Origin of the sequence: Bradyrhizobium sp. 186 (assembly GCF_023101685.1) — a bacterium.
In the GTDB taxonomy this organism is placed as follows: domain Bacteria; phylum Pseudomonadota; class Alphaproteobacteria; order Rhizobiales; family Xanthobacteraceae; genus Bradyrhizobium.
The window spans coordinates 3,260,172-3,278,663 of sequence record NZ_CP082164.1 but is presented as its reverse complement, the minus strand read 5'-3'; the positions used below and the strand labels follow the sequence as shown (position 1 = coordinate 3,278,663).

Here is an 18,492-nt window from a genome sequence, read left to right as displayed (position 1 = left end):
TCAGATCACGCCTCGGGGAAACCCCGTAGTAGGTATGATCGCAAGGCTCCCAACAGGCCATTCAGGATCAAACCCAACAGCGAGATCGTAATCAGCGGCACGAACATGTCGATGGCTTGAAAGGTTCGCGCCGCTGTAACAAGGGCATGGCCCAGTCCGTCCGTCGACGTGATCATCTCGGCCAGAAACACCACGATGCAGGAAATGACAAGACCGATCCGGCAGCCGGTCAGGATCGATGGCATCGCCGCGGGCAACACCACCTTGAAGAGGATTTCATAGCGCCGCGTTCCCGCCGCCATGGCCGACCAGATCAGCTTCTGCTCGACGGTCGATGCGCCATAGTAGGTGGACAGCAGAATGGGGAAAAGCGCGTCCGCCGCCACCAGAGTGATCTTCGATCCATGGCCGAAACCGAGCAGCAGCAACAGCGCCGGATAGAGCGCGACCTTAGGCAATGGCGCCAGCACCCGCACGATCGGCCGAACCACGGCATTGATCGCCGGACTGGCGGCGGCGGCAATGCCGATCCCCACGCCGAGCACGACCGCGATCGCGAAGCCGGCAAACAGCCGGAACAGCGTTGCCGCGATCTCCTGCTGGTACGTCCACGTCACGAGCTGTTGGAGCAACCGGCCGAAGACGACTCCTGGCGGCGGCAGCAATGCCGCGGGTGCAAGGCCGGATGACACGAGGCCTTGCCACACCGCGATCACCAGCACGATGGGTGTGAGCCCAAGAACGACCTTCGATGGGAGAAGGCGCGATGTCATGAGAAGCTCAGGGGCATGTCAAATTGAGGCTCAGACCAGCGGACAAGCTTTGCGCGGACCCGCTCGAAGATCGCATCGAGGCAGATTCCCATCGCCCCCACGATGATGATCATCGCATACACGGTGTCGTATTGGCCCATGTCGAGCGCGTTGAACAGGATATTCCCGGCGCCGGACTGGCGGGCGATCATTTCGCTGGTGATCATCGTGATTAGCGCCAATACAAGCCCGGTGCGGCAGCCGGTCAGGATTTCCGGAAGCGCCGCAGGCAACACGATCCGGACCAAACGTTGCAGGGCTGAGAGGCCCATCGCGGCGCCTGACCACAGCATCTTCTCTTCGACAGCCTTGGCGCCTTCAAAACTGTGATAGATCACCGGGAGGCTGACGCCGAGGAAGATCACAAGCGTCTTGGTGATGTCACCGACGCCGAGCCAAAGCATGATGATCGGCATCAGGGCTGCCTTCGGCACCGGATAGATGATCATCAAGAGCGGGTTGAAGAACGCCGCGACTGCGCGGCTGCGGCCCATCAACAAGCCGAGAGGAATCGACACAAGCACCGCCACGCCAAATCCGATCGCCATGCGGCGAAGCGAGGCCAGGATATTGATGAGCGCTTCCTTGTCGCCAAGAATGTCGGGAATCGCTCGGATCGCATCCAAGGCTGTTGGAAAGCTGTCGTTCTTGAGTGCGAGCGCTGCGATTTGCCACAACGCCAGCAACCCGATGCAGGCGAACACCGGGGCAGCGCGCTTAGCCAAGGTAGCCGGCGATATCATGACGGCGATCCGGCTTCGTCGCTCTCGTCGAACATGCGCTCGATATCGACGACGTATTTCTGGTAGCGCGGGTCGAGCAACAGCTCGTTGCGACGACGCGGCCGCGGCAGATCGATGTCGATGACCTGCCGAATACGGCCCGGCGATTTCGACATCATCACGACCTTGTCGGACAAGAAAACAGCTTCGTCGACCGAGTGGGTCACGAACAACACCGTCTTGCGGTCGCGCTCCCAGATATTCAGGAGATCGTTCTGCAGGCGTGTCCGGGTGTGAGCGTCGAGCGCACCGAACGGCTCGTCCATCAATAGGACTTCGGGATAGTAAGCAAGCGTCCGGGCCAGTGCCACCCGCTGCTTCATGCCGCCCGACAGCTCCTTGGGATAGAAGTTCTCGTAGCCCTTGAGGCCGACCATCTCGATCAAGGCGCGGCTCTGCGCTTCCGCCTCAGCGGCACGCACGCCTTGCTGACGCGGCCCGTACATCACATTGCCCAGCACGGTCTTCCAGGGAAACAGCGCAAATTCCTGAAACACTGGTCCGCGATCCGGGCCAGGCCCTATGATCGCTTTACCTTTCATCTTCGCCGCGCCGCTCGTCGGATTCACGAAGCCTCCGACGATGTAGAGCAGTGTTGACTTGCCACAGCCAGACGGGCCGAGAATGGAGACGAACGCTCCCTCTTCGATCGTCAAGGAGATGTCCGATAACGCCAGATGATCCTTGCGCGCCGAGGTTTGAAACACCTGCGAGACGCGGTCGATCTCGATGATTGCAGAAGCCGGCTTTTGTGGCGTCACCGGTCTCACCCATTCGCTCGATCTCGAAGGCACTACCTTCATCCCGTCTCTCGCCACTGGCGCACGAACGTTGCGCAACCGATCTGAAGGACCTCCGTCAGCTGCACGAGCTTAGCAAGAAACTTGCCAAACGGGTCGCCATTTTCGCGCAAAGCATCATGGCTCAATCGAACCACGGCCATTCTGCCGGGCCCTCATGCGTAACTGCTCCACCCGGCGCCTGCCCGACCAGTCGCGCATATTTCGCGAGCGCACCTGCGCGGTGACGTGGCGGCCGCGGCTTCCAATCACGTCGCCGCGCTGCGAGTTCCTGCTCGTCAACCAGCAAATCCATGCGGCGGCCGGCGGCGTCAATTCGGATCCCGTCGCCGTTGCGAACAAGCGCCAGCGGGCCACCGACAAAGGCTTCTGGGGCCACATAGCCAATGCACATGCCGCGGGTTGCACCGGAGAATCGTCCATCCGTGATCAGGGCAACCTTTTCGCCCATGCCCTGCCCGTAGATCAGAGCCGTGACGCCGAGCATCTCGCGCATGCCGGGGCCGCCAACCGGACCTTCGTTGCGGATCACCAGTACCTCGCCTGCTTTGTAGCTGCGGTCGCGTACCGCTGTGACGCAGGCTTCCTCGTCTTCGAACACTCGCGCCACGCCCTCGAAGAACTGGCTCTTCAGACCTGCAACCTTGATCACCGCGCCGTCTGGGCAGAGATTTCCCTTCAGCACCGCAACGCCACCGTCGGGCATGATCGGCGCACGTGCCGCGTAGACGACCTCTCCATCGGGTGCGTTGGCCGCGCCATATTCTTCCGCAAGCGTGCGGCCCGTGATGGTCAGGCAGCTGCCATCGATGTGTCCGCCTTGGATCAGTTCGCGGATTACAACGGCGGCGCCGCCGATATCGTAGACATCCTTCGCGGTGTACTTACCGCCGGGGCGCAGATTTCCAATCAGGGGCGTCCTGGCAAACACCTCCCCGACGTCATCGATCGTGAACGGGATGCCGGCCTCGTTCGCAATCGCCGGCAGATGCAGCGCTGCGTTGGTCGAACCACCCGTCGCTGCAACGATCGCCGCGCCGTTCTCCAGTGATCTCCGGGTCACGATGTCGCGTGGCAGCGGCCCGCCACGTTCCAGCATCTCCATGACCAGCCGTCCTGCGCGTCGGGAGATCTGTGCGCGTTCGGCGTAAACACCGGGCACCATCGAGACGTTCGGAATGGTGAGGCCCATCGCCTCCGAAACCATTCCCATGGTGTTCGCGGTGAACTGGCCGGCGCAAGCTCCCATGGTCGGCAGGCAAGCGCGCTCGATCCGCTCGAGCGTGGGGCCATCGATCGCTCCGGTCATGAAGCTGCCGACGGCCTCATAGGAGTCGAGCACGGTGAGGGTCCGCCCGTCCAGGCGACCCGGCAACGCGCTGCCGCCATAGATGAAGATGGACGGGACGTTACAACGAACCATTCCCATCATCACGCCGGGAAGCGTCTTGTCGCATCCGCCGTATCCGATCAGCGCATCGTAGGCGAGACCATGGACGACGGCCTCGATCGAGTCGGCGATCAGCTCACGCGAAAACAGGGAGAACTTCATCCCCTCGTGATTCATACTGATGCCGTCGGACACCGAGACCGTCGAAAACTCACGCGGCGTGCCGCCGGCCTCCTCGATCCCGGCCTTGGCCGCTTCGACTTGGAAGTCGTGAGTCATATTGCAGGGCGTCTGCTCGCCCTTCATACTGACGACACCCACCATCGGCCTGGCAATCGCCGCGTCGTCCAGGCCCATCGCACGCATGAATGCGCGGTGTGGCGCCCGATCGAGGCCGTCAGTCGTGATCCGTGATCGCAACTTCTTCATGCTTGCATCATCTTCACGCGACGTCCCGGACGGGCCGGAGCGCGGCGATCTCTTTGTTCGGACAACGGCTCGATCGCCTATTGCAGCGGCGCGACGATCGTCGGATGCTTGAACTGAGCGACATCCAGCTTCGGCAGCATTCCCGTCTCCGCGTAGATGTCCAGCATCTTCTGGATCGCGGGGAAATTCGGCGCCGCACCCGGGTCGCGACCGAAATCATTGTCCTTGAGCAGATAGGTCTCGAGCACCGGAACGGGCGCCTTCAGCACCTCGGACACGACCTTCAAGGTCTCTTCGCGGTTCGCCAGCGCCTTCTTCATCCCCGAGGTGATGTCGCGGACGTAGGCCTTGACCAACTCCGGGTTCTTGTCGACGAAATCTGCACGGCAGGCTTCCAGGATGTGGACGATGTTCGGCATGGCCTGCGACAGCAAGAACAGCTTCCGGGTGCCACCTTTCGCCTCTGCGCGCGCGGCAAACGGCTGGTTCATGTTGACCGCATCGACGCGGCCCTGGCGCAGAGCGTCTTCCGAGACGGCAAAGCCGACCTCAACGAGCTTGATATCCTTGGCCGGATCTACGCCGTTCTGCTTCAGAAGCAGGTTGAAAGGCCCTTGCGTCCCGCCGCCGATTACCGAAATCCCGACCGTCTTGCCCTTGAGGTCGGCAATCGTCTTGATCGGCGAGTCATCCATGACCGCCCAGTAGACCGAGAAGCCGCCCGGCTTCTCGAATACGTGCTGCGCCACAATGTAGGCCTTCAGGTTGCCACCAACCACGCCATTGGCGAGCGACAGCGGCGCCTGCGTCGCACAATCCAGTGCGCCAGCCGCAAGCGCCTGGGTCATAGGCGCAGTGCCTTGGAATTGGGTCCATTCGATGTTGTAGGTCTTGCCGATAGCGGGGAATTCGGCCGGCCTGCGCATCATCCAGTATTTGGATTCCTCGGCGGGGATCGTCCAGCCGACGCGGATCGTCTGCTGTGCCCGCAACGGGGTTGCGCTCGCCATCATGGCCGCCACCGCCCCCAATGCCAGCATCCACCTCGAAACCGTTCGCATTGTGCCCACTCCGTTGCTCCAGCGCCGACCGGCGCCACCAACCCGACCGACCCAAATGTTTCATGGTTCAAACAATCAGGCAAGCCATGCAAGCCAGCCCGGTTTCGCCGTGGGACACGCGATGTATGGTATGGCGGCGGTCCGCGCGGCGTCGCGCCGCGGCATAAGGAGGCAACCTATGGCTGATGCGAACAGGGCAAACCCGCAAGGCGTCGAGAGGCTCGGCTATCTCGGCCTTGGACTGATGGGAACGCCGATGACCGGGCGCCTGCTCAAGGCCGGTCATCAGGTCACCGTCTGGAACCGCTCGCTCGGCAAGGTGACACCACTCGTCGAGGCAGGCGCGAAGCGCGCCGCCACGCCGCGCGACGTCCTGGCGAACTCGGACATCGTGTTCATGTGCGTGACGGATGCCGCTGCGGTGGAAGAGGTGCTTTTCGGCCCCGAAGGCCTTTCTGCGGCTCACGGCACAGGCAAACTCGTGGTCGACTTCTCGTCGATTCACCCCGATGCCGCGCGCGAACTCGCAACGCGTCTGAAAGACGCGAACGGCACGGGCTGGATTGATGCGCCGGTCTCCGGCGGCACCAAGGGCGCCGAGGAAGGGACACTTGCCATCATGGCCGGCGGAGAAGCTGGTGACATCGCGAGGGTCCGGCCCTACGTGCTGGCCATGGCACGCAGGTTCACCCACATGGGTCCCACCGGCGCCGGCCAGACCACAAAGCTCTGCAACCAGGTGATCGTCGGATGCGCGATGGCCGTCCTTGCCGAGGCAACACGCCTTGCCGTCAACGCCGGTATTGATGCCAATCGATTGCCCGAAGCGCTTGCCGGCGGCTTTGCGGATTCCATTCCACTTCAGCTCTTCGTGCCGCGGATGGCCCAAGGCATTCACTCACCACCACTTGGTCACATCGCTACGATGCTCAAGGACCTTGATACGGTCGCCGATGTCGCCCACGCGACGTCGACGCCGGTGCCAATGGCTACGCTTGCGGGACAACTTTTCAGGTTGGCTAAGGTCGCGCGAGGCGCGGAAGCGGACGCGCTGGAGATCTACAAGCTTTCAGCGGAAGAGCGTTGAGCCGTCGAGCGCGACTTGAAGCGCGTTACGGTGAGGTCTTGCGTTCATCGTCTGCCAGGAACCGGCCAAACTTCCCCCGCGCGAAGAGCAGCGGCTCTTTCGTATTGTAAGTGTAGGCCTCAACAGCGCCGAGAAAGATCACGTGATCGCCGCCATAGTAGCGATTGACGGATCGGCACTGAAAATTAGCGACACTTTCGGCGAGCACCGGAGCGCTTCCGAGCCCTGGGCTCCAGTCAATCCCATTGAATTTGTCATCGGACGATTTTGCGAATTCGTTGGCCAGCGCTTGTTGCGAAGCGCCAAGCACGTTGACGGTGAAATGGCTAGCGTTCTGAAATACGATCAGGCTGGAGGAATAGACGACGAGGCTCCACAGAACCAGTGGAGGATTCAGCGACACCGAGGCGAACGAGTTGCACGTCAGCCCGTAGGGCTTCCCATCAGGAGCTGCGGCCGTGATGATCGTCACGCCCGTTGCATAAGTGCCGAGTGCGTTGCGAAAATCGCGTGGATCGATCGACGAGCTGTCACTCGCGAATTCGTTGGCTGGATCAGGAGCGGCCGGCTGCTTCGGCAGATCATTCATCGGCCGGCCTCACAGCGTGAGATTCTCGGACGGCAGGCCAAGCGCCACACGTCCATAGTTGGTCCCGGCCGCATCGAAGTTGAACGCGAGATGCGAGTTGATCGCGTGCGCATCGCGGAACTGCCGCTGCAACACACCCGTCGTGAACAGGCCGCGCGCCCCGCTCGCCGCAAAGAGCATCGAGACTGCATCCGTGCACAGGTTCACCGAAAAAGCCCCGTCGCGCCGGTATCTGGTCTTGATTGCGATTCCGGGAATGTGACTTCGTCGGGCATCCTCCATGGCATCGATACAGGCCGAACGCATGATCAGGCGTGCAGCATCGATCTTGGCCGAGGCCTCCGCGATCTTGATCTGCGTGCTTTGAAAGTCGCTAAGCTTGGCGCGATTATAGGTCGAGATGCGATGACGTACGACCTCCGCGTAGTCGTCCAGGCACGCCTGCGCATTCCCGAGCGCGACGCCGGACAGAACGTACGGAAATAGCGAGAACACGGGTAACGCATATAGCGGATTGGGATTGACCTTGCTTCCCGGTGTCGGACCGCCAGCGAGATCGCCGACGGCAACGGTCATATGGTCGGGCACGAAAGCTTCCCGGACCTCCACGTCAGACGATCCGGTGCCGCGGAGCCCGGTGACGTTCCAGGTATCGAGAATCTTGTAGTCGGCCTTAGGCAGCAGAAAGATTCGATATTCGATGCCATCTGCCTCGTCGTCAGAGTAGACCACGCTTGCGAGCATGTTCCATTCGCAGGAGGCGACGCCCGAAGAGAACGGCCAGCTTCCGCGCAGCCGGTATCCGCCCTCGACCCTCGTGGCGCGGCCGGCAGGAAAGATGAACGACGACGCGATCAGCGCGTCCGGATCCTTCTCCCAGATCAAATCCTGCGCCTTCTGCTCGAACATCCCGAGCATCCAGTGGTGGCTCGCCAGATTGGTGAGATTCCATGCAACGGATGCATCCGCCTGTCCGAGCAACTCGGCGCAATCGATCAAGGCCACATAGTCGAGCTCGGCGCCGCCAATGCGTTTCGGTTGGAGCATGCGGAACAGGCCGGCATCGTGCAGGTCGCGCTCGGTCTCCGGTGGCAGGTGCCGCAGCTCTTCGGTCCGGGCCGCCCGCTCCCGCAATTGCGGCAGGAGCGCCCGGGCTCTTGCGATCAACGCCGCATAGGCGCGTTCGCCGGAGTCCGCCCCCGTCGGCTGGCCCATGCTCGGCTTTTGACCAGGCGCCATTCGTGTCCCTCGTTCTCACACAGTTATGCGGCGGGAACCTGGCCAAATCAAGCGAATGCGGTGTTAACGGACCCTGCCAACCATTGCCCGTGATCGGAGCGCGCTGTGCGGTTCAGACCGATGTCGCGGTTTTGCGCAATCCAAAAGCTCCCTTCTCGACCAACGTCGCAATCCGACGCTCATCGTAACCAAGGGTCTCGAGCAAGACACCCTCGGTATGCTCGCCCAACAGCGGCGCAGCCACGGGATCAACCGCTCCGGTCAAGCTCATGTTGATCGGAGGCTCGATATTCGGGACCCATTCCGCCGTGGGGTGCGGAATCTGGCTCAGGCGATGGCGCTCGCGCGCTTCGGGTGCATTAAAGCCCTCTTCGACGGTGCGGAGATAACCGACCGGAATATTGGCCAGCTTCATCTTCATCATCCAATTCTCGAGGGTATCGCCCGCAAACACCTCCGCGATGGCTGCCCGCAGGAGTTCCTTGTTTTCCGACCGCGCCTTTCGCGTGGCAAATTGCGGATCGGTGATGAGACCAGGCCGATTCAACACCTCGACCACCAGTCGGCGATAGAGCCGATCGTTGGCGCAAGCCATGTAGAGCGGTCCGTCGGATGCTTCGTAGACACCGACGGTAGGAGATCCGCTCGGCGAATTGCCGAACCGGCCGGGGTTCTCGCCGTTGATCAGATAGGCCATGCCGTAGAAGCCGGTCATCGCCATGGCGATGTCAAAGAGGGCGACCTCGACATGCTGCCCGCGGCCGAGCCGATCCCGCGCCAGCAGGGCCAGCAGGATGGCATTGCACGCTGACATACCCGTTGCCATGTCCACGATGGGTGGGCCGGTACGAACCGCCGGGCCATCGGCAAACCCGTTAAGCGACATGAAGCCGCTTTCGGCTTGCGTGATGGGATCGAAACCGGGGCGGGAAGAGAACGGTCCGGTGCGTCCATAAGCCGAGATCGAGCAATAGACCAGCCGAGGATTCAGTGGTGCGACCGCCTCGTAGTCGAGGCCGAATTTCTTCATGACGCCGCTCGAAAAATTCTCCACGACCACATCCGCCTTGCGGATCAGATCCCGCGCGATCTCACGCGCTTCCGGGACGGCAAGGTCGAGCGCGATGCCGCGCTTGTTGCGGTTCAGGCTGAGATAGGCGGCGCTCTCGCCGCCGATTTCGGCGTGCTCATAAGCGCGCGTGTCGTCGCCACCGTCTGCATTCTCGATTTTGATAACGTGCGCGCCGAAATCGGCAAGCGTCTGCGTGCAGGCGGGGCCGGCCACCACACGCGTGAAATCGACAACCAGCAGACCATCAAGTGCAGTTGTCCCTCCCGCCGCCCGCGGCGCACGTTCCGGCAATTGAGGCTTGGTGGACATCTTTAGAGCTCCCTTACATCGGCTTGTGACCGCCGAATTTCCTGCATAAGCAAACTTAAAGCCTGACGCCGCCGACTTCGCAAGTGCCCCACTCACCTCGCCCCAAAACGCAAAAAGGCTCGGCAGCCGTCAAGCTGCCGAGCCTTTGGACATTCTGGGGTATACCGACACTGCGCCACGCCTCGGACCATTCAGCCGTTCCGTGTCACGGGAAACTCCGATCCCTCGCTCAGCGCAGCCGCTTTTCGCCAATAGGGGTGTTCGACCAGGCCCAGGGCATATCTGGTTCGTAGAGCCGATAGCCCGCCCGGATGAAGTTGCTGGCGGACACTGGATTGTCGGTCGTATCCGAGACGATACTGTCCCATACGCCGCCCCCTCGCCTCTATCGCCCTCATCAACCTGAATTGAAGTCCCCGCCCCCAATGCCGTGGTAAGACCGCGGCCCGACAAAAGTACCCGCTCTTTCGCGCGTGGGTTGATGGCACAACGCCGGCAAACGCCACCGCGTCGTGATCGTGATAGGCAAGCCACCACGCTCCAAGCTCGAACTGTGGCAGGGTCGCGGCATCGAAAAACGTCAGCCGATGTAGATCGGCTAAGCTCTCGGCGATATCATCGTCGTTCGCATCGACGATACGAATTCTGTACATGCGATGGCCCATCGACGAAGAATGAACGCGAGCACGAGCGCGGCGACCTCGTCGCCGTGGGGTCATTTGCTCAATACGACCCTGACGCCGAGCCCGACGGCACCCATCAGACCGGCGGTAATCACCGTGATCACGGCCTTGACTGTGTAGCTCTGCGCCTGTTCCACGCTCTTCCGCCAACGCCGCAAGTGCTGGAAATCCGCTCTGAGTTCTTTTCGATCATCTTCTTCGATTCCAAACGACGCCAGCACAGATGCCACGGCTTTCAACACGATGGTCTCGATGCTCTCCTGCTGAAGCCTGTGCTGTTCGGCCAGTGTCTCGGCAACGATCGCCCTGATTTCTTCGTCTGGCATGTTCACCGCTTGATGATCCTTGCAACATTCTCGAAGCCGCGCTTGGCAAAATAGAAGGAGACCACGAGATTGGCCGTGATCGCAGCAAATCCCGCCAAGGCGTCCGTCGACCCGAAGCCGAGCACCTTGTCCCAGACCAGGAGTTTTGCGCAGTAAAACGCGACGCAATAGCCCATCAGCTTGTCCGGCTCGTACCAATGTCCGATCTCGGCGTCCGGGGACCGCAGCGGCGCGGAGCGAGGGGCTCGCGACGCGGGCTGGCACGTTCGCGCGTGCACGGCCAAGGTTCGGACGACGGCGCGCCGATCGGCGCTCCATGTGTGCGAGTGCGTGGCCGTAATGCGACCGCCGTCCGATCTCAAACCGAGACGAAAAAACCCGCGGCGGATTGCTCCGCGCGGGCTCAACTAACTCGTCTCGATGATGTCATTCTGCCGGTGTTTTGCCCGACAAGTCAACCAAACTCAGGGTATCTTCCGTCTACGCCGCCTTTGTCGAGGCGCCATTCGCTCCAACAGGCACGCAGATCGTTCGCACGATCTTTCCGACGTCATTGAACCAGAATCTGGTTCGCACCGCATTGCCGTCGTGGTCGCGATGGTCAAGACGGACACGCTTTCCTTCCGGCTCTATTTCATCGAGAACGAATGCACCCGCGCTGGCGTTCTGCAGCTTGAGCATCCAGTAGCGGAGCAATCCCGATCGTCCGCCGTATCGTCCGCCGTCGCAGCAGCCGAGCTCCGCTTGATGGTCGTAGAGTTCGAGCAAGTCCGCGAGCCGCCGCTCACGGCAGGCATCCAGCCAGTCGACGACAGTTCCTACGGGGTCGAAGGCGCTCTGGGAATTCGACATGGTCCACCTCATGCTTGCATCCCCCGATGGGTTGCCTGTCATTACGTGGATCGGCGTGAACGCTTTCTGAACGATCCGCTCAGCCTGCGTTTAATCTGGAACCTGCTCGAGGTCCTGAAAATCAATCATGACCGTAGTAAGTGCGATTGCAGTAGCGGCGCCCCTTTTCGTGCAGCGCCGCACGCTGTGCGCTGGTGGCATTCGCCGGTGTCAGGAAGTCGCCAGTGGCAAACAACTGGAGGCAATGCACGTAGTCCTTGTTGCTCAACCAATCGAACTGGCCGGCTGAAGCCGGAGAATAGTTCGCGGAAGCGGTAAGCGTGACCAAGCCGACGACGGCAGCGAACGCCAGGAGAGAAACGCGAGAGGATTTCATTTTCGTGGTCCCGTTGTTGGGCTGCGTGATACAGCGATGAACGAGACCATGAAGAATTTCGGCGATATGATCTGTGACGGCGATCACGCTCGATGCCGGGCGACGAAAAAGCCCGCGGCGGATTGCTCCGCGCGGGCTTAACTCACTGGTCTCGATGATGTCATTCTGCCGGTGTTTTGCCCGACGAGTCAAACTCAAACCCAGCGGCCGACTGGCGTGCGGGCGCGAAAAAGAGCGCGACGAACCAATTGGCCTGGCTCGCGTTAGCCTCCGCGGAAGGATCGGCCATGACACAAAGAGCGGCACAAAAGAAATCGCGCGATTTACGCGGACTAAAGTCCCGCGATGATAACCAGGGCGACAAGCAAGCCGCGATCATCGAGGACGCCAACAGAATCGATGGCGGGGATCGCGATCTCGTGCACGGCGATGGCGGCACCATCGATCTTCCCGACGAGCCCCGCGATATATCGAAAGACGACTAGCTGCGAGTTCGCGCGATGCCGGGAGGGCGCCGTCCAATCTCACGCGGCGAGATGAAAATACCCGCCGCGGATTGCTTCGCGCGGGTTGAACCAAACTCGTTTCGATGATGCCATTCTGCCAGTGCTTTGCCCGACGTCGAACTCTACCGATTACAGGTCTGAGGTACGCAAAGTCACTCGGCTTAGAATCCGGACGCTCGCGGCATCGCCATGTGCCCGCTCATCGTCTCTCCCGGCCTTTTCCGGCGTGCTGTTTTTTGGCTCATACGCAAGGGCCTCGCGTATCCACCGGGGCCAACCGGCCGAGTCCGGTTTCTGCTCTGCTGACGATCCGGCTGCTGACGCTGCGATGGTTATTGGCGCTTTCGCGGTCATTGCAATTTCTTCCCCGCTGCTGAGGTGAGTTGCAATTCGTTCGGGTGCCCCGCTTCGTCAGTGGTGAGTGAGGGATCGTCCGGATGCACGATCACGCGTTCGATCCGATGCAGCAATTCGCGCGGGGCTTTGTCGGTGGCCAATGGCTGCACCGGCTTACCCCAACCCCGGTCGAGAATTGCGTTTGCGGCGGCCACGCGCGCAAACGCATTAGCAGTCTCTCTCAGCAGGATTGCGGCGAGCTCTCACCCGATGACCGGCGCGACCGCGCATTTCCACACCCACGACAGCCAGTGGCTACTGGCCATCGCCGCCCCTAGCTATCGATAATTTGCCAACCGGGCCGCAATCGGTTTGATGAGAGGCATGGGCACGAAGTCACGAGAAAGCATCTACGGCGCTTCCGTGCGCGCGAAGGCAGAGCGAGCGGCAGAGGCCCGCAAGGACGCCGATCAGTTAGCTTGCCAGGCATGGACTGCCCGCATGCTCGCCTTTCAGGGTCCGGCGCAACCATCTCCCACCCTGGGCGACGCACTCAACGCCGGCTACGGCTACCTCGAAGTCAAATGCCTTGGCTGCGATACGCATCAAACGGTTGCTCTCAGCATCGTGCGCCGTCCGAAGAGCACGCCAATCCACGAGCTTGAGCGGTAGCGCTGCAAGCAGTGCTCGGAGCTTCAAGGCCGCCCCTTCAAACGGAGCCATCTCGTTGCGCTCCGCCCGACCAAGATTTCGGCCGGTGACCCATCGTCAACCTGGTGGCCCGGAGCGCGTTGAGGACCACTTCTGACCCGCCTGAGCCTGGAGACCGGAAGCGCCCCCGCGTTCGAACCGGCGCTGGCGCTGTACCGAAACCATGGCTTCGTGAATGGCGAGGCATTCGCCGACTATCAGCCGAGCGCCTTCAACCAATTCCTTCATCTGAAGCTCTCTGCCTCAGGCCGCCGCAGGATCTCGACCATGCCTTTTGGCGGCGCAGCAAATTGAGTAAGCAGCTCAAATTGCCAAGCTGAGTTTGGCCCGGAAGGTCGCGCTTTCGAGAGTTTCAACGAGCGGCATGTCAAATGTTAAGACGCTCCGCCGGAACAGGCGTAAGGTAACTACGTCACCGCAAGGCCCCGGCATCTGTCGGTGATGAGACCGCCAGATGCGCTCCGGCCCCACGCGAACAAGGGAGCAGCGCCATGTTGCAGCGGCGTCGTTTCAAACAGACCAAACCTCTCTATGAGCGGCTTGCGGACGAGGCGGTTCGGCTTCGCGAGGAAGCACGCTCGCTTCTGCCAGGCCAGCGCCGCGATATGCTGCTGCGCAAAGCGCGGCAGGACGAGACGGCCATGCAGATCGAGAACTGGCTTCGTTCTCCCGGCTTGAGGCCCCCGACATGACACAGCAATATCGTGCCTATCTGGTCGGTGAGAATGGCGTCTTCCAGTCGGCCGAGGCTTTCGAGGCAGAGTCCGACGCGTCCGCCCTCGATTTCGCGCGGCAGTTCACGCGGCGCGGCGATGTCGAGGTCTGGCAGCTCGGCCGAAAGGTCGGCGTGTTGAAGGCTGCCCAGTCTCCGGCAGCTTAAGCCATCGGAGAACGCCGCGAGCTGTCCTGAGCGACTGGCTGCGGCGTGTCACCTCAAAGCGCGCTTGACCGCGCCTCACTCCTCCGCAAGCTTCCGCTCGATGTCAGCGTCCACCGTTTCAGCGAACGAGCGCTGCACGCCAACAGCAAGCCCGTGCTGGTCCAATGCGTCTTGCTGGAGGACGCGCAGCACGATGCAGCGCGCGCGTTCCGAGGTGACTTCCAGATAGTCATCAATGGCGCTTTCGGCGAGCGCAATCGCATTCGGATCTCCCCTGGCGATCAGCGAACGCAACAGGCTCTGGCAATTGGCCAAACCGGGCATCGGTTCAGCCCTGGCCGCGTGCCGATTTCGGTTTCGGCTTGCTGACGGGCTGGGTATGCGTCCCGAACAGCGCCAGCAGAAACGCGACTTCTTCCTTCGAACCGACCTGGATCATGATTGTCTCCTGTTAGATTTTTTGGTCGGAGCGAGCGGCCGCGGAGTTCAGGACGATCTGGTTTCAGCAGTGTTTCAGTCGTGTTTCGTGGGGATCGAGCCACCGGTTCATCTGACGCCGCGATCAGCTCGATGCACGCGTCATCCGTCAAACTTCGAAATGCAGCGAAGCGGATTTCGGCGAGATGAAATCTCCGCGCCATGCCGGCGGCGTGGCCCTGTTCTGCCCGGCGCTTCGACCCTCGCAGGTCCGCTGCGTCGAGAGGCGAGGACGCCACCGCAACCGCGAGAGAATCCCGCCGCGGATCACTCCATGGCGGTACTTGGTTGCCATCGTGTCTCGCAGCCCGGAATCGCCTTCTGCCTGCTCGCCATCTGATGTATCTTCCGGCCGAGCCGCCAACGAGGTGTGCCGAAGTCTCGTCAGTTAGTGGCGGCGTTTGTGCCCACGGCGGGCATTGTACTCCATCTTTTTCAGATACGGCCGTCGTGACGACCAGCTCGGAACGGCGCGAACGTGAATGAACCTCAGAAGGAGGGCCGCCATGCATTTTTGTCTCACAGGGCAATACACACCACGCGCTCTCAACGCGATACTTGAAAATCCAACGACCAATCGTGAGGAAGCGGCGAGAAAACTCATCGAGGCGGCCGGCGGAAAGCTGATCTCGATGTACAGCGTTGCGGCCGACGGCCCCGGCGTTCTGGTGATTTTCGACGTGCCTGATCCGGGTGCGGCGCCAGCCATCTCCGGCCTGACCGTCACGGCGGGCACACTTCAGAACGTGAAATTGACGCGGCTCTTCACGCAGGACGAGATCAAGAAGGTGCGGCAGAACGCGGCCAAGCTGCGCACGTCCTATAGCCCGCCGGGCAGCTGATGCCTGAACGTCGACTTCAACCTCAACCTCAAACGGAACCCACGGCCAAGATCAGGTCAGCCTTCGATACGGTAGTTTTCCGGTATTCCCAGGACGGTGGAAGCGGCTAAGCTGATCGTGCCGGGGCTGACATTTCCATTCCGTACAACGATTTTAACCGGCAAGGGGCCGCCGCGAGGCGGCCCCTTTCGATTCCTGACACGCGCAGAACCAGATGAGGGACACCCCCGGCCCCGCTTCAATGCGCGGTGCTCGGAAGCGAGAAGCCTGTGACATCGGCTTCGCTTGCGTGGACGTGAAATATGAAAGAGGCCGCCAACGAGCGGCCTCTGGCTTCATGCGCTCATCAGCCTGTAGGCAAGGACTGTCGAAAAGACGCCTAATCCAACAATGGTGATTTTGAAAACGAGGACGGCCAGCATGCTGTACCTCCTTCTTTGCAAATCAGGCGAATCCTACGCCCTGCTACGCCGCTCGCAAGCGACCGCAGATTTGCACCAACTCAAACTTCAACCTGAGAGGCGCGCCCCGCGCCGCAGCCCGACGGTGCTATGCTGCCGGTGCTTTGCCCAATGCGTCAAACTTTAACTCAAATACACATATCCGGATTTGGCGGAACGAAATCTCTTTCGCGCCATGCTGGCGCATCAACCGCCGAATCGGCGATGGCAGGTCGCGAGGCGAGGCGCTCGGGCCACCTTAAGGAGATGGTCGATGTATTACGTCGCCGCCGCATTGCTGGTGCTGTCGGGGCTGTTCTACTCCGCGAGCCATCACGAGATCGGCTCGTTCGGCGTCAGCATGTGCAGCTATGGCAGTGCATTCTGCGAGAACCCGCTGATCGTCTTTTCCGGCGCGGCACTAGCCGCCGCCTGGGGCATGTTTGTCAGCATCAAATAGCATCGCCGGCGCTCTCGTCGCCGGACTGACGATTCCTGCGGCCACGACGGCGCCGGCTCGACGATTTTGGGATGTTATGTATCTACAGGTGTTTTGCCCGACGAGTCAAACTGGATTCGTATAATCGGAAACTGGTCGGACGCCCCTTCCGCGTCGCACAGGCCGGCTGCGCCCAGGAACTTTGCTCCCTGATCAGCATTCGTTATGCGAACCTGCCGTGCCGGCCCGCCCGACCCAATCGAGACGCCCCCTGATGGACGACAGCGCCTCCGCCCGCACGAAATCCGCACCGACGCTGCTGCAACGGCTGGGGCCGGGCCTGATCACCGGCGCGGCTGACGACGATCCGTCGGGCATCGCCACCTATTCGCAGGCCGGCGCGCAATTCGGCTATGGGCTGCTCTGGACGGTGTTTCTGACCACGCCGTTCATGATCGCCATTCAGCTCGTCAGCGCCCAGATCGGCCGGGTCACCGGCAAGGGGCTCGCCGCCAACGTCATGCAGGTCGCGCCGCGCTGGGCGGTGCTGACGCTCGTCTTCATGCTCGTCGCCGCGAACACCTTCAACATCGCCGCCGACATCGCCGCGATGGCGGATGCGCTCTCGCTCGTCATCGGCGGGCTCAATCACGAGCACGCGCTGATCTTCGCGGCGGGCTCGACCCTGCTCCAGGTTTTCCTGCCCTATCGACGCTACTCGCCGGTGCTGAGATACCTGACGCTGACGCTGTTCGCCTATGTCGCAACCGCCTTCACCGTCAAGATCCCGTGGAGCACGGCGCTGCTCGCCGCGGTATGGCCGCAGGCGAATGTCAGTGCCGAATATTTCCTGATGGTCGTCGCCGTGCTCGGCACCACCATCAGCCCCTATCTGTTCTTCTGGCAGGCCTCGCAAGAGGTCGAGGAGATGAACCAGGGCAGGCGCGACAAGCCGCTGCGGGAGCTGAAGCACGGCGGCAACCCGGAGCTCCACCGCATCAAGATCGATACGACGTTCGGCATGCTGCTCTCCAACGGCGTCGCCTTCTTCATCATCCTGACAACGGCGTCGGTCCTACACGCGAACGGTGTCACCCGGATCAACTCGGCGACGGAAGCGGCCGAGGCGCTGCGGCCGCTCGCCGGCGATTTCACCTTCGCGCTGTTCGCGCTCGGGATCATCGGCACGGGCCTCTTGGCAATCCCGGTGCTGGCGGGGTCGGCGGCTTACGGCGTTGCGGAGATTTTCGGCTGGCGCGCCACCTTGGAGGCGAAGCCGGACGAAGCGGTCGGCTTCTACACCATCATCGCAACCGCAACCATCATCGGCTTCGGCCTCGGCTTCACCGGCATCGACTCGATTCACATGCTGGTGTGGAGCGCCGTGCTCAACGGCATCGTCGCCGTGCCCATCATGGCCATGATGATGGTGATCGTCTCGAGCCGCGCGATCATGGGCCGGTTCAAGGCCCGCTCTTGGCTGGTCGCGCTGGGATGGCTGGGCACCGCGCTGATGGCGCTGGCCGTCTTTGCTTTGCTCGGCTCGTCCGTGATCGGCTGAGCAGGTCAGACCGGCGACAGCGCCGCCGAGATCTGCAATGCGATGATGAACGCCGCCAACAAGGCCGGCACGCTGATGAAGCGCAGGAACTGGTCTACCGAAAGCATCGCTGTCGTCCCCCCAAAAGACTAACCACAAAGCGCCTTGGCCCGCCGCGCTATTCCACCCCTTGCGCGACGTGCTGATCGGCCGTCAGAAGCTGATCGGAAATGGCGGCCCCGCTCATCGTGAGCAGCGCCAGAATCGAAATCATCGCCAGAAATTGCATGGCCGCAAAGTCGTTTCCGATCGTGGCCAAAAACGTCAAAACGTGGTGCAATTTCGGGACGATCCCGGGAAAGATCATGGCTGTCCCCATCGGATTCCAAGGGGTTTGCAGGCGAAACCGGCTGGAAAGCGCTCATGGCGGCGGCGCGGTCTTCACGCCGGTCCCTCGTTAGCCTAACAGTTGGGGCTTGGGCCGGCCTTGCGAGCGCCATAAGAAAAACAAAGC

General features: G+C 61.6%; 22 protein-coding genes and 2 pseudogenes. 8 read left to right on the top strand and 16 right to left on the bottom strand.

What is annotated here, in order from left to right:
* Positions 1 to 5: 5 nt before the first annotated feature.
* From IVB18_RS15625 to IVB18_RS15605, 5 genes are all read right to left on the bottom strand, one after another.
* Positions 6 to 773, bottom strand: coding sequence for an ABC transporter permease subunit (locus tag IVB18_RS15625; RefSeq protein ID WP_247989935.1), 768 nt, complete (start codon positions 771 to 773; stop codon positions 6 to 8).
* Positions 770 to 1,555, bottom strand: a complete 786-nt coding sequence (locus tag IVB18_RS15620; protein WP_247989934.1) for an ABC transporter permease — start codon at positions 1,553 to 1,555, stop codon at positions 770 to 772. The genes IVB18_RS15625 and IVB18_RS15620 overlap by 4 nt, the downstream gene beginning before the upstream one ends.
* Positions 1,552 to 2,397 carry an ABC transporter ATP-binding protein gene (locus IVB18_RS15615; RefSeq protein WP_247989933.1) on the bottom strand — a complete coding sequence of 282 codons (846 nt, stop codon included), beginning with the start codon at positions 2,395 to 2,397 and terminating at the stop codon, positions 1,552 to 1,554. Before IVB18_RS15615 ends, IVB18_RS15620 begins: the two co-directional genes overlap by 4 nt.
* Before the next feature lie 121 nt (positions 2,398 to 2,518).
* Positions 2,519 to 4,213, bottom strand: a complete 1,695-nt coding sequence (ilvD, locus tag IVB18_RS15610) for a dihydroxy-acid dehydratase (protein ID WP_247989932.1) — start codon at positions 4,211 to 4,213, stop codon at positions 2,519 to 2,521.
* A gap of 77 nt (positions 4,214 to 4,290) precedes the next feature.
* Positions 4,291 to 5,274, bottom strand: coding sequence for an ABC transporter substrate-binding protein (locus IVB18_RS15605; RefSeq protein ID WP_247989931.1), 984 nt, complete (start codon positions 5,272 to 5,274; stop codon positions 4,291 to 4,293).
* A 178-nt stretch (positions 5,275 to 5,452) separates the two neighbouring features.
* Between IVB18_RS15605 and IVB18_RS15600 the strand changes: the two genes are divergently transcribed.
* Positions 5,453 to 6,361, top strand: coding sequence for an NAD(P)-dependent oxidoreductase (locus IVB18_RS15600; RefSeq protein ID WP_247989930.1), 909 nt, complete (start codon positions 5,453 to 5,455; stop codon positions 6,359 to 6,361).
* A 25-nt stretch (positions 6,362 to 6,386) separates the two neighbouring features.
* Here the strand turns inward: IVB18_RS15600 and IVB18_RS15595 are convergent, their stop codons facing one another.
* The 8 genes and pseudogenes from IVB18_RS15595 to IVB18_RS15560 all read right to left on the bottom strand — a co-directional run bounded on the left by IVB18_RS15595 (position 6,387) and on the right by IVB18_RS15560 (position 11,999).
* Positions 6,387 to 6,950: a flavin reductase family protein gene (locus IVB18_RS15595; protein ID WP_247989929.1), complete on the bottom strand. Its 564-nt coding sequence runs from the start codon at positions 6,948 to 6,950 to the stop codon at positions 6,387 to 6,389.
* A gap of 9 nt (positions 6,951 to 6,959) precedes the next feature.
* On the bottom strand, positions 6,960 to 8,189 hold the full coding sequence (locus IVB18_RS15590; RefSeq protein WP_247989928.1) for an acyl-CoA dehydrogenase family protein: 1,230 nt from the start codon (positions 8,187 to 8,189) through the stop codon (positions 6,960 to 6,962).
* Between the two features lie 112 nt (positions 8,190 to 8,301).
* Positions 8,302 to 9,570, bottom strand: a complete 1,269-nt coding sequence (locus tag IVB18_RS15585) for a CoA transferase (protein ID WP_247989927.1) — start codon at positions 9,568 to 9,570, stop codon at positions 8,302 to 8,304.
* A gap of 229 nt (positions 9,571 to 9,799) precedes the next feature.
* Positions 9,800 to 10,223 (bottom strand): annotated as a pseudogene (locus IVB18_RS15580) (GNAT family N-acetyltransferase).
* A 62-nt stretch (positions 10,224 to 10,285) separates the two neighbouring features.
* Complete coding sequence (locus IVB18_RS15575; RefSeq protein WP_247989926.1) at positions 10,286 to 10,585, bottom strand: hypothetical protein; 300 nt, start codon at positions 10,583 to 10,585, stop codon at positions 10,286 to 10,288.
* Positions 10,582 to 10,857: a hypothetical protein gene (locus IVB18_RS15570; protein WP_247989925.1), complete on the bottom strand. Its 276-nt coding sequence runs from the start codon at positions 10,855 to 10,857 to the stop codon at positions 10,582 to 10,584. Before IVB18_RS15570 ends, IVB18_RS15575 begins: the two co-directional genes overlap by 4 nt.
* A gap of 202 nt (positions 10,858 to 11,059) precedes the next feature.
* The gene (locus IVB18_RS15565) at positions 11,060 to 11,431 is read right to left on the bottom strand and encodes a hypothetical protein (protein WP_247989924.1); all 372 of its coding nucleotides are present in this window, start codon (positions 11,429 to 11,431) and stop codon (positions 11,060 to 11,062) included.
* Positions 11,432 to 11,552: 121 nt separating this feature from the next.
* Positions 11,553 to 11,999, bottom strand: coding sequence for a hypothetical protein (locus IVB18_RS15560; protein WP_247989923.1), 447 nt, complete (start codon positions 11,997 to 11,999; stop codon positions 11,553 to 11,555).
* Between the two features lie 56 nt (positions 12,000 to 12,055).
* Here IVB18_RS15560 and IVB18_RS15555 point away from each other — a divergent pair, with 56 nt between their 5' ends.
* On the top strand, positions 12,056 to 12,292 hold the full coding sequence (locus tag IVB18_RS15555) for a hypothetical protein (protein ID WP_247989922.1): 237 nt from the start codon (positions 12,056 to 12,058) through the stop codon (positions 12,290 to 12,292).
* Between the two features lie 371 nt (positions 12,293 to 12,663).
* On the opposite strand, the gene IVB18_RS15550 is transcribed toward IVB18_RS15555, so the two are convergent.
* A complete protein-coding gene (locus tag IVB18_RS15550) occupies positions 12,664 to 12,864 on the bottom strand; it encodes a hypothetical protein (protein WP_346732638.1) in 201 nt (66 codons plus the stop codon).
* 169 nt (positions 12,865 to 13,033) lie between these two features.
* Here IVB18_RS15550 and IVB18_RS15545 point away from each other — a divergent pair.
* The 3 genes and pseudogenes from IVB18_RS15545 to IVB18_RS15535 all read left to right on the top strand — a co-directional run bounded on the left by IVB18_RS15545 (position 13,034) and on the right by IVB18_RS15535 (position 14,240).
* Positions 13,034 to 13,444 (top strand): annotated as a pseudogene (locus IVB18_RS15545) (hypothetical protein).
* Positions 13,445 to 13,851: 407 nt separating this feature from the next.
* Entirely contained in the window at positions 13,852 to 14,052 is a 201-nt protein-coding gene (locus tag IVB18_RS15540) for a hypothetical protein (RefSeq protein ID WP_247989921.1), read from the top strand.
* Positions 14,049 to 14,240 carry a hypothetical protein gene (locus tag IVB18_RS15535; protein WP_247989920.1) on the top strand — a complete coding sequence of 64 codons (192 nt, stop codon included), beginning with the start codon at positions 14,049 to 14,051 and terminating at the stop codon, positions 14,238 to 14,240. Before IVB18_RS15540 ends, IVB18_RS15535 begins: the two co-directional genes overlap by 4 nt.
* A 75-nt stretch (positions 14,241 to 14,315) precedes the next feature.
* Here the strand turns inward: IVB18_RS15535 and IVB18_RS15530 are convergent, their stop codons facing one another.
* Complete coding sequence (locus IVB18_RS15530; RefSeq protein WP_247989919.1) at positions 14,316 to 14,534, bottom strand: hypothetical protein; 219 nt, start codon at positions 14,532 to 14,534, stop codon at positions 14,316 to 14,318.
* Between the two features lie 689 nt (positions 14,535 to 15,223).
* Here IVB18_RS15530 and IVB18_RS15525 point away from each other — a divergent pair.
* The 3 genes from IVB18_RS15525 to IVB18_RS15515 all read left to right on the top strand — a co-directional run bounded on the left by IVB18_RS15525 (position 15,224) and on the right by IVB18_RS15515 (position 17,999).
* The gene (locus tag IVB18_RS15525; protein ID WP_247989918.1) at positions 15,224 to 15,559 is read left to right on the top strand and encodes a GYD domain-containing protein; all 336 of its coding nucleotides are present in this window, start codon (positions 15,224 to 15,226) and stop codon (positions 15,557 to 15,559) included.
* Between the two features lie 714 nt (positions 15,560 to 16,273).
* Positions 16,274 to 16,459, top strand: a complete 186-nt coding sequence (locus IVB18_RS15520; RefSeq protein ID WP_247989917.1) for a hypothetical protein — start codon at positions 16,274 to 16,276, stop codon at positions 16,457 to 16,459.
* Between the two features lie 253 nt (positions 16,460 to 16,712).
* Positions 16,713 to 17,999 (top strand): divalent metal cation transporter, encoded by a 1,287-nt coding sequence (locus IVB18_RS15515; protein ID WP_247989916.1) that lies wholly within the window; start codon positions 16,713 to 16,715, stop codon positions 17,997 to 17,999.
* 157 nt (positions 18,000 to 18,156) lie between these two features.
* On the opposite strand, the gene IVB18_RS15510 is transcribed toward IVB18_RS15515, so the two are convergent.
* On the bottom strand, positions 18,157 to 18,345 hold the full coding sequence (locus IVB18_RS15510) for a hypothetical protein (RefSeq protein ID WP_247989915.1): 189 nt from the start codon (positions 18,343 to 18,345) through the stop codon (positions 18,157 to 18,159).
* Between the last annotated feature and the right edge of the window lie 147 nt (positions 18,346 to 18,492).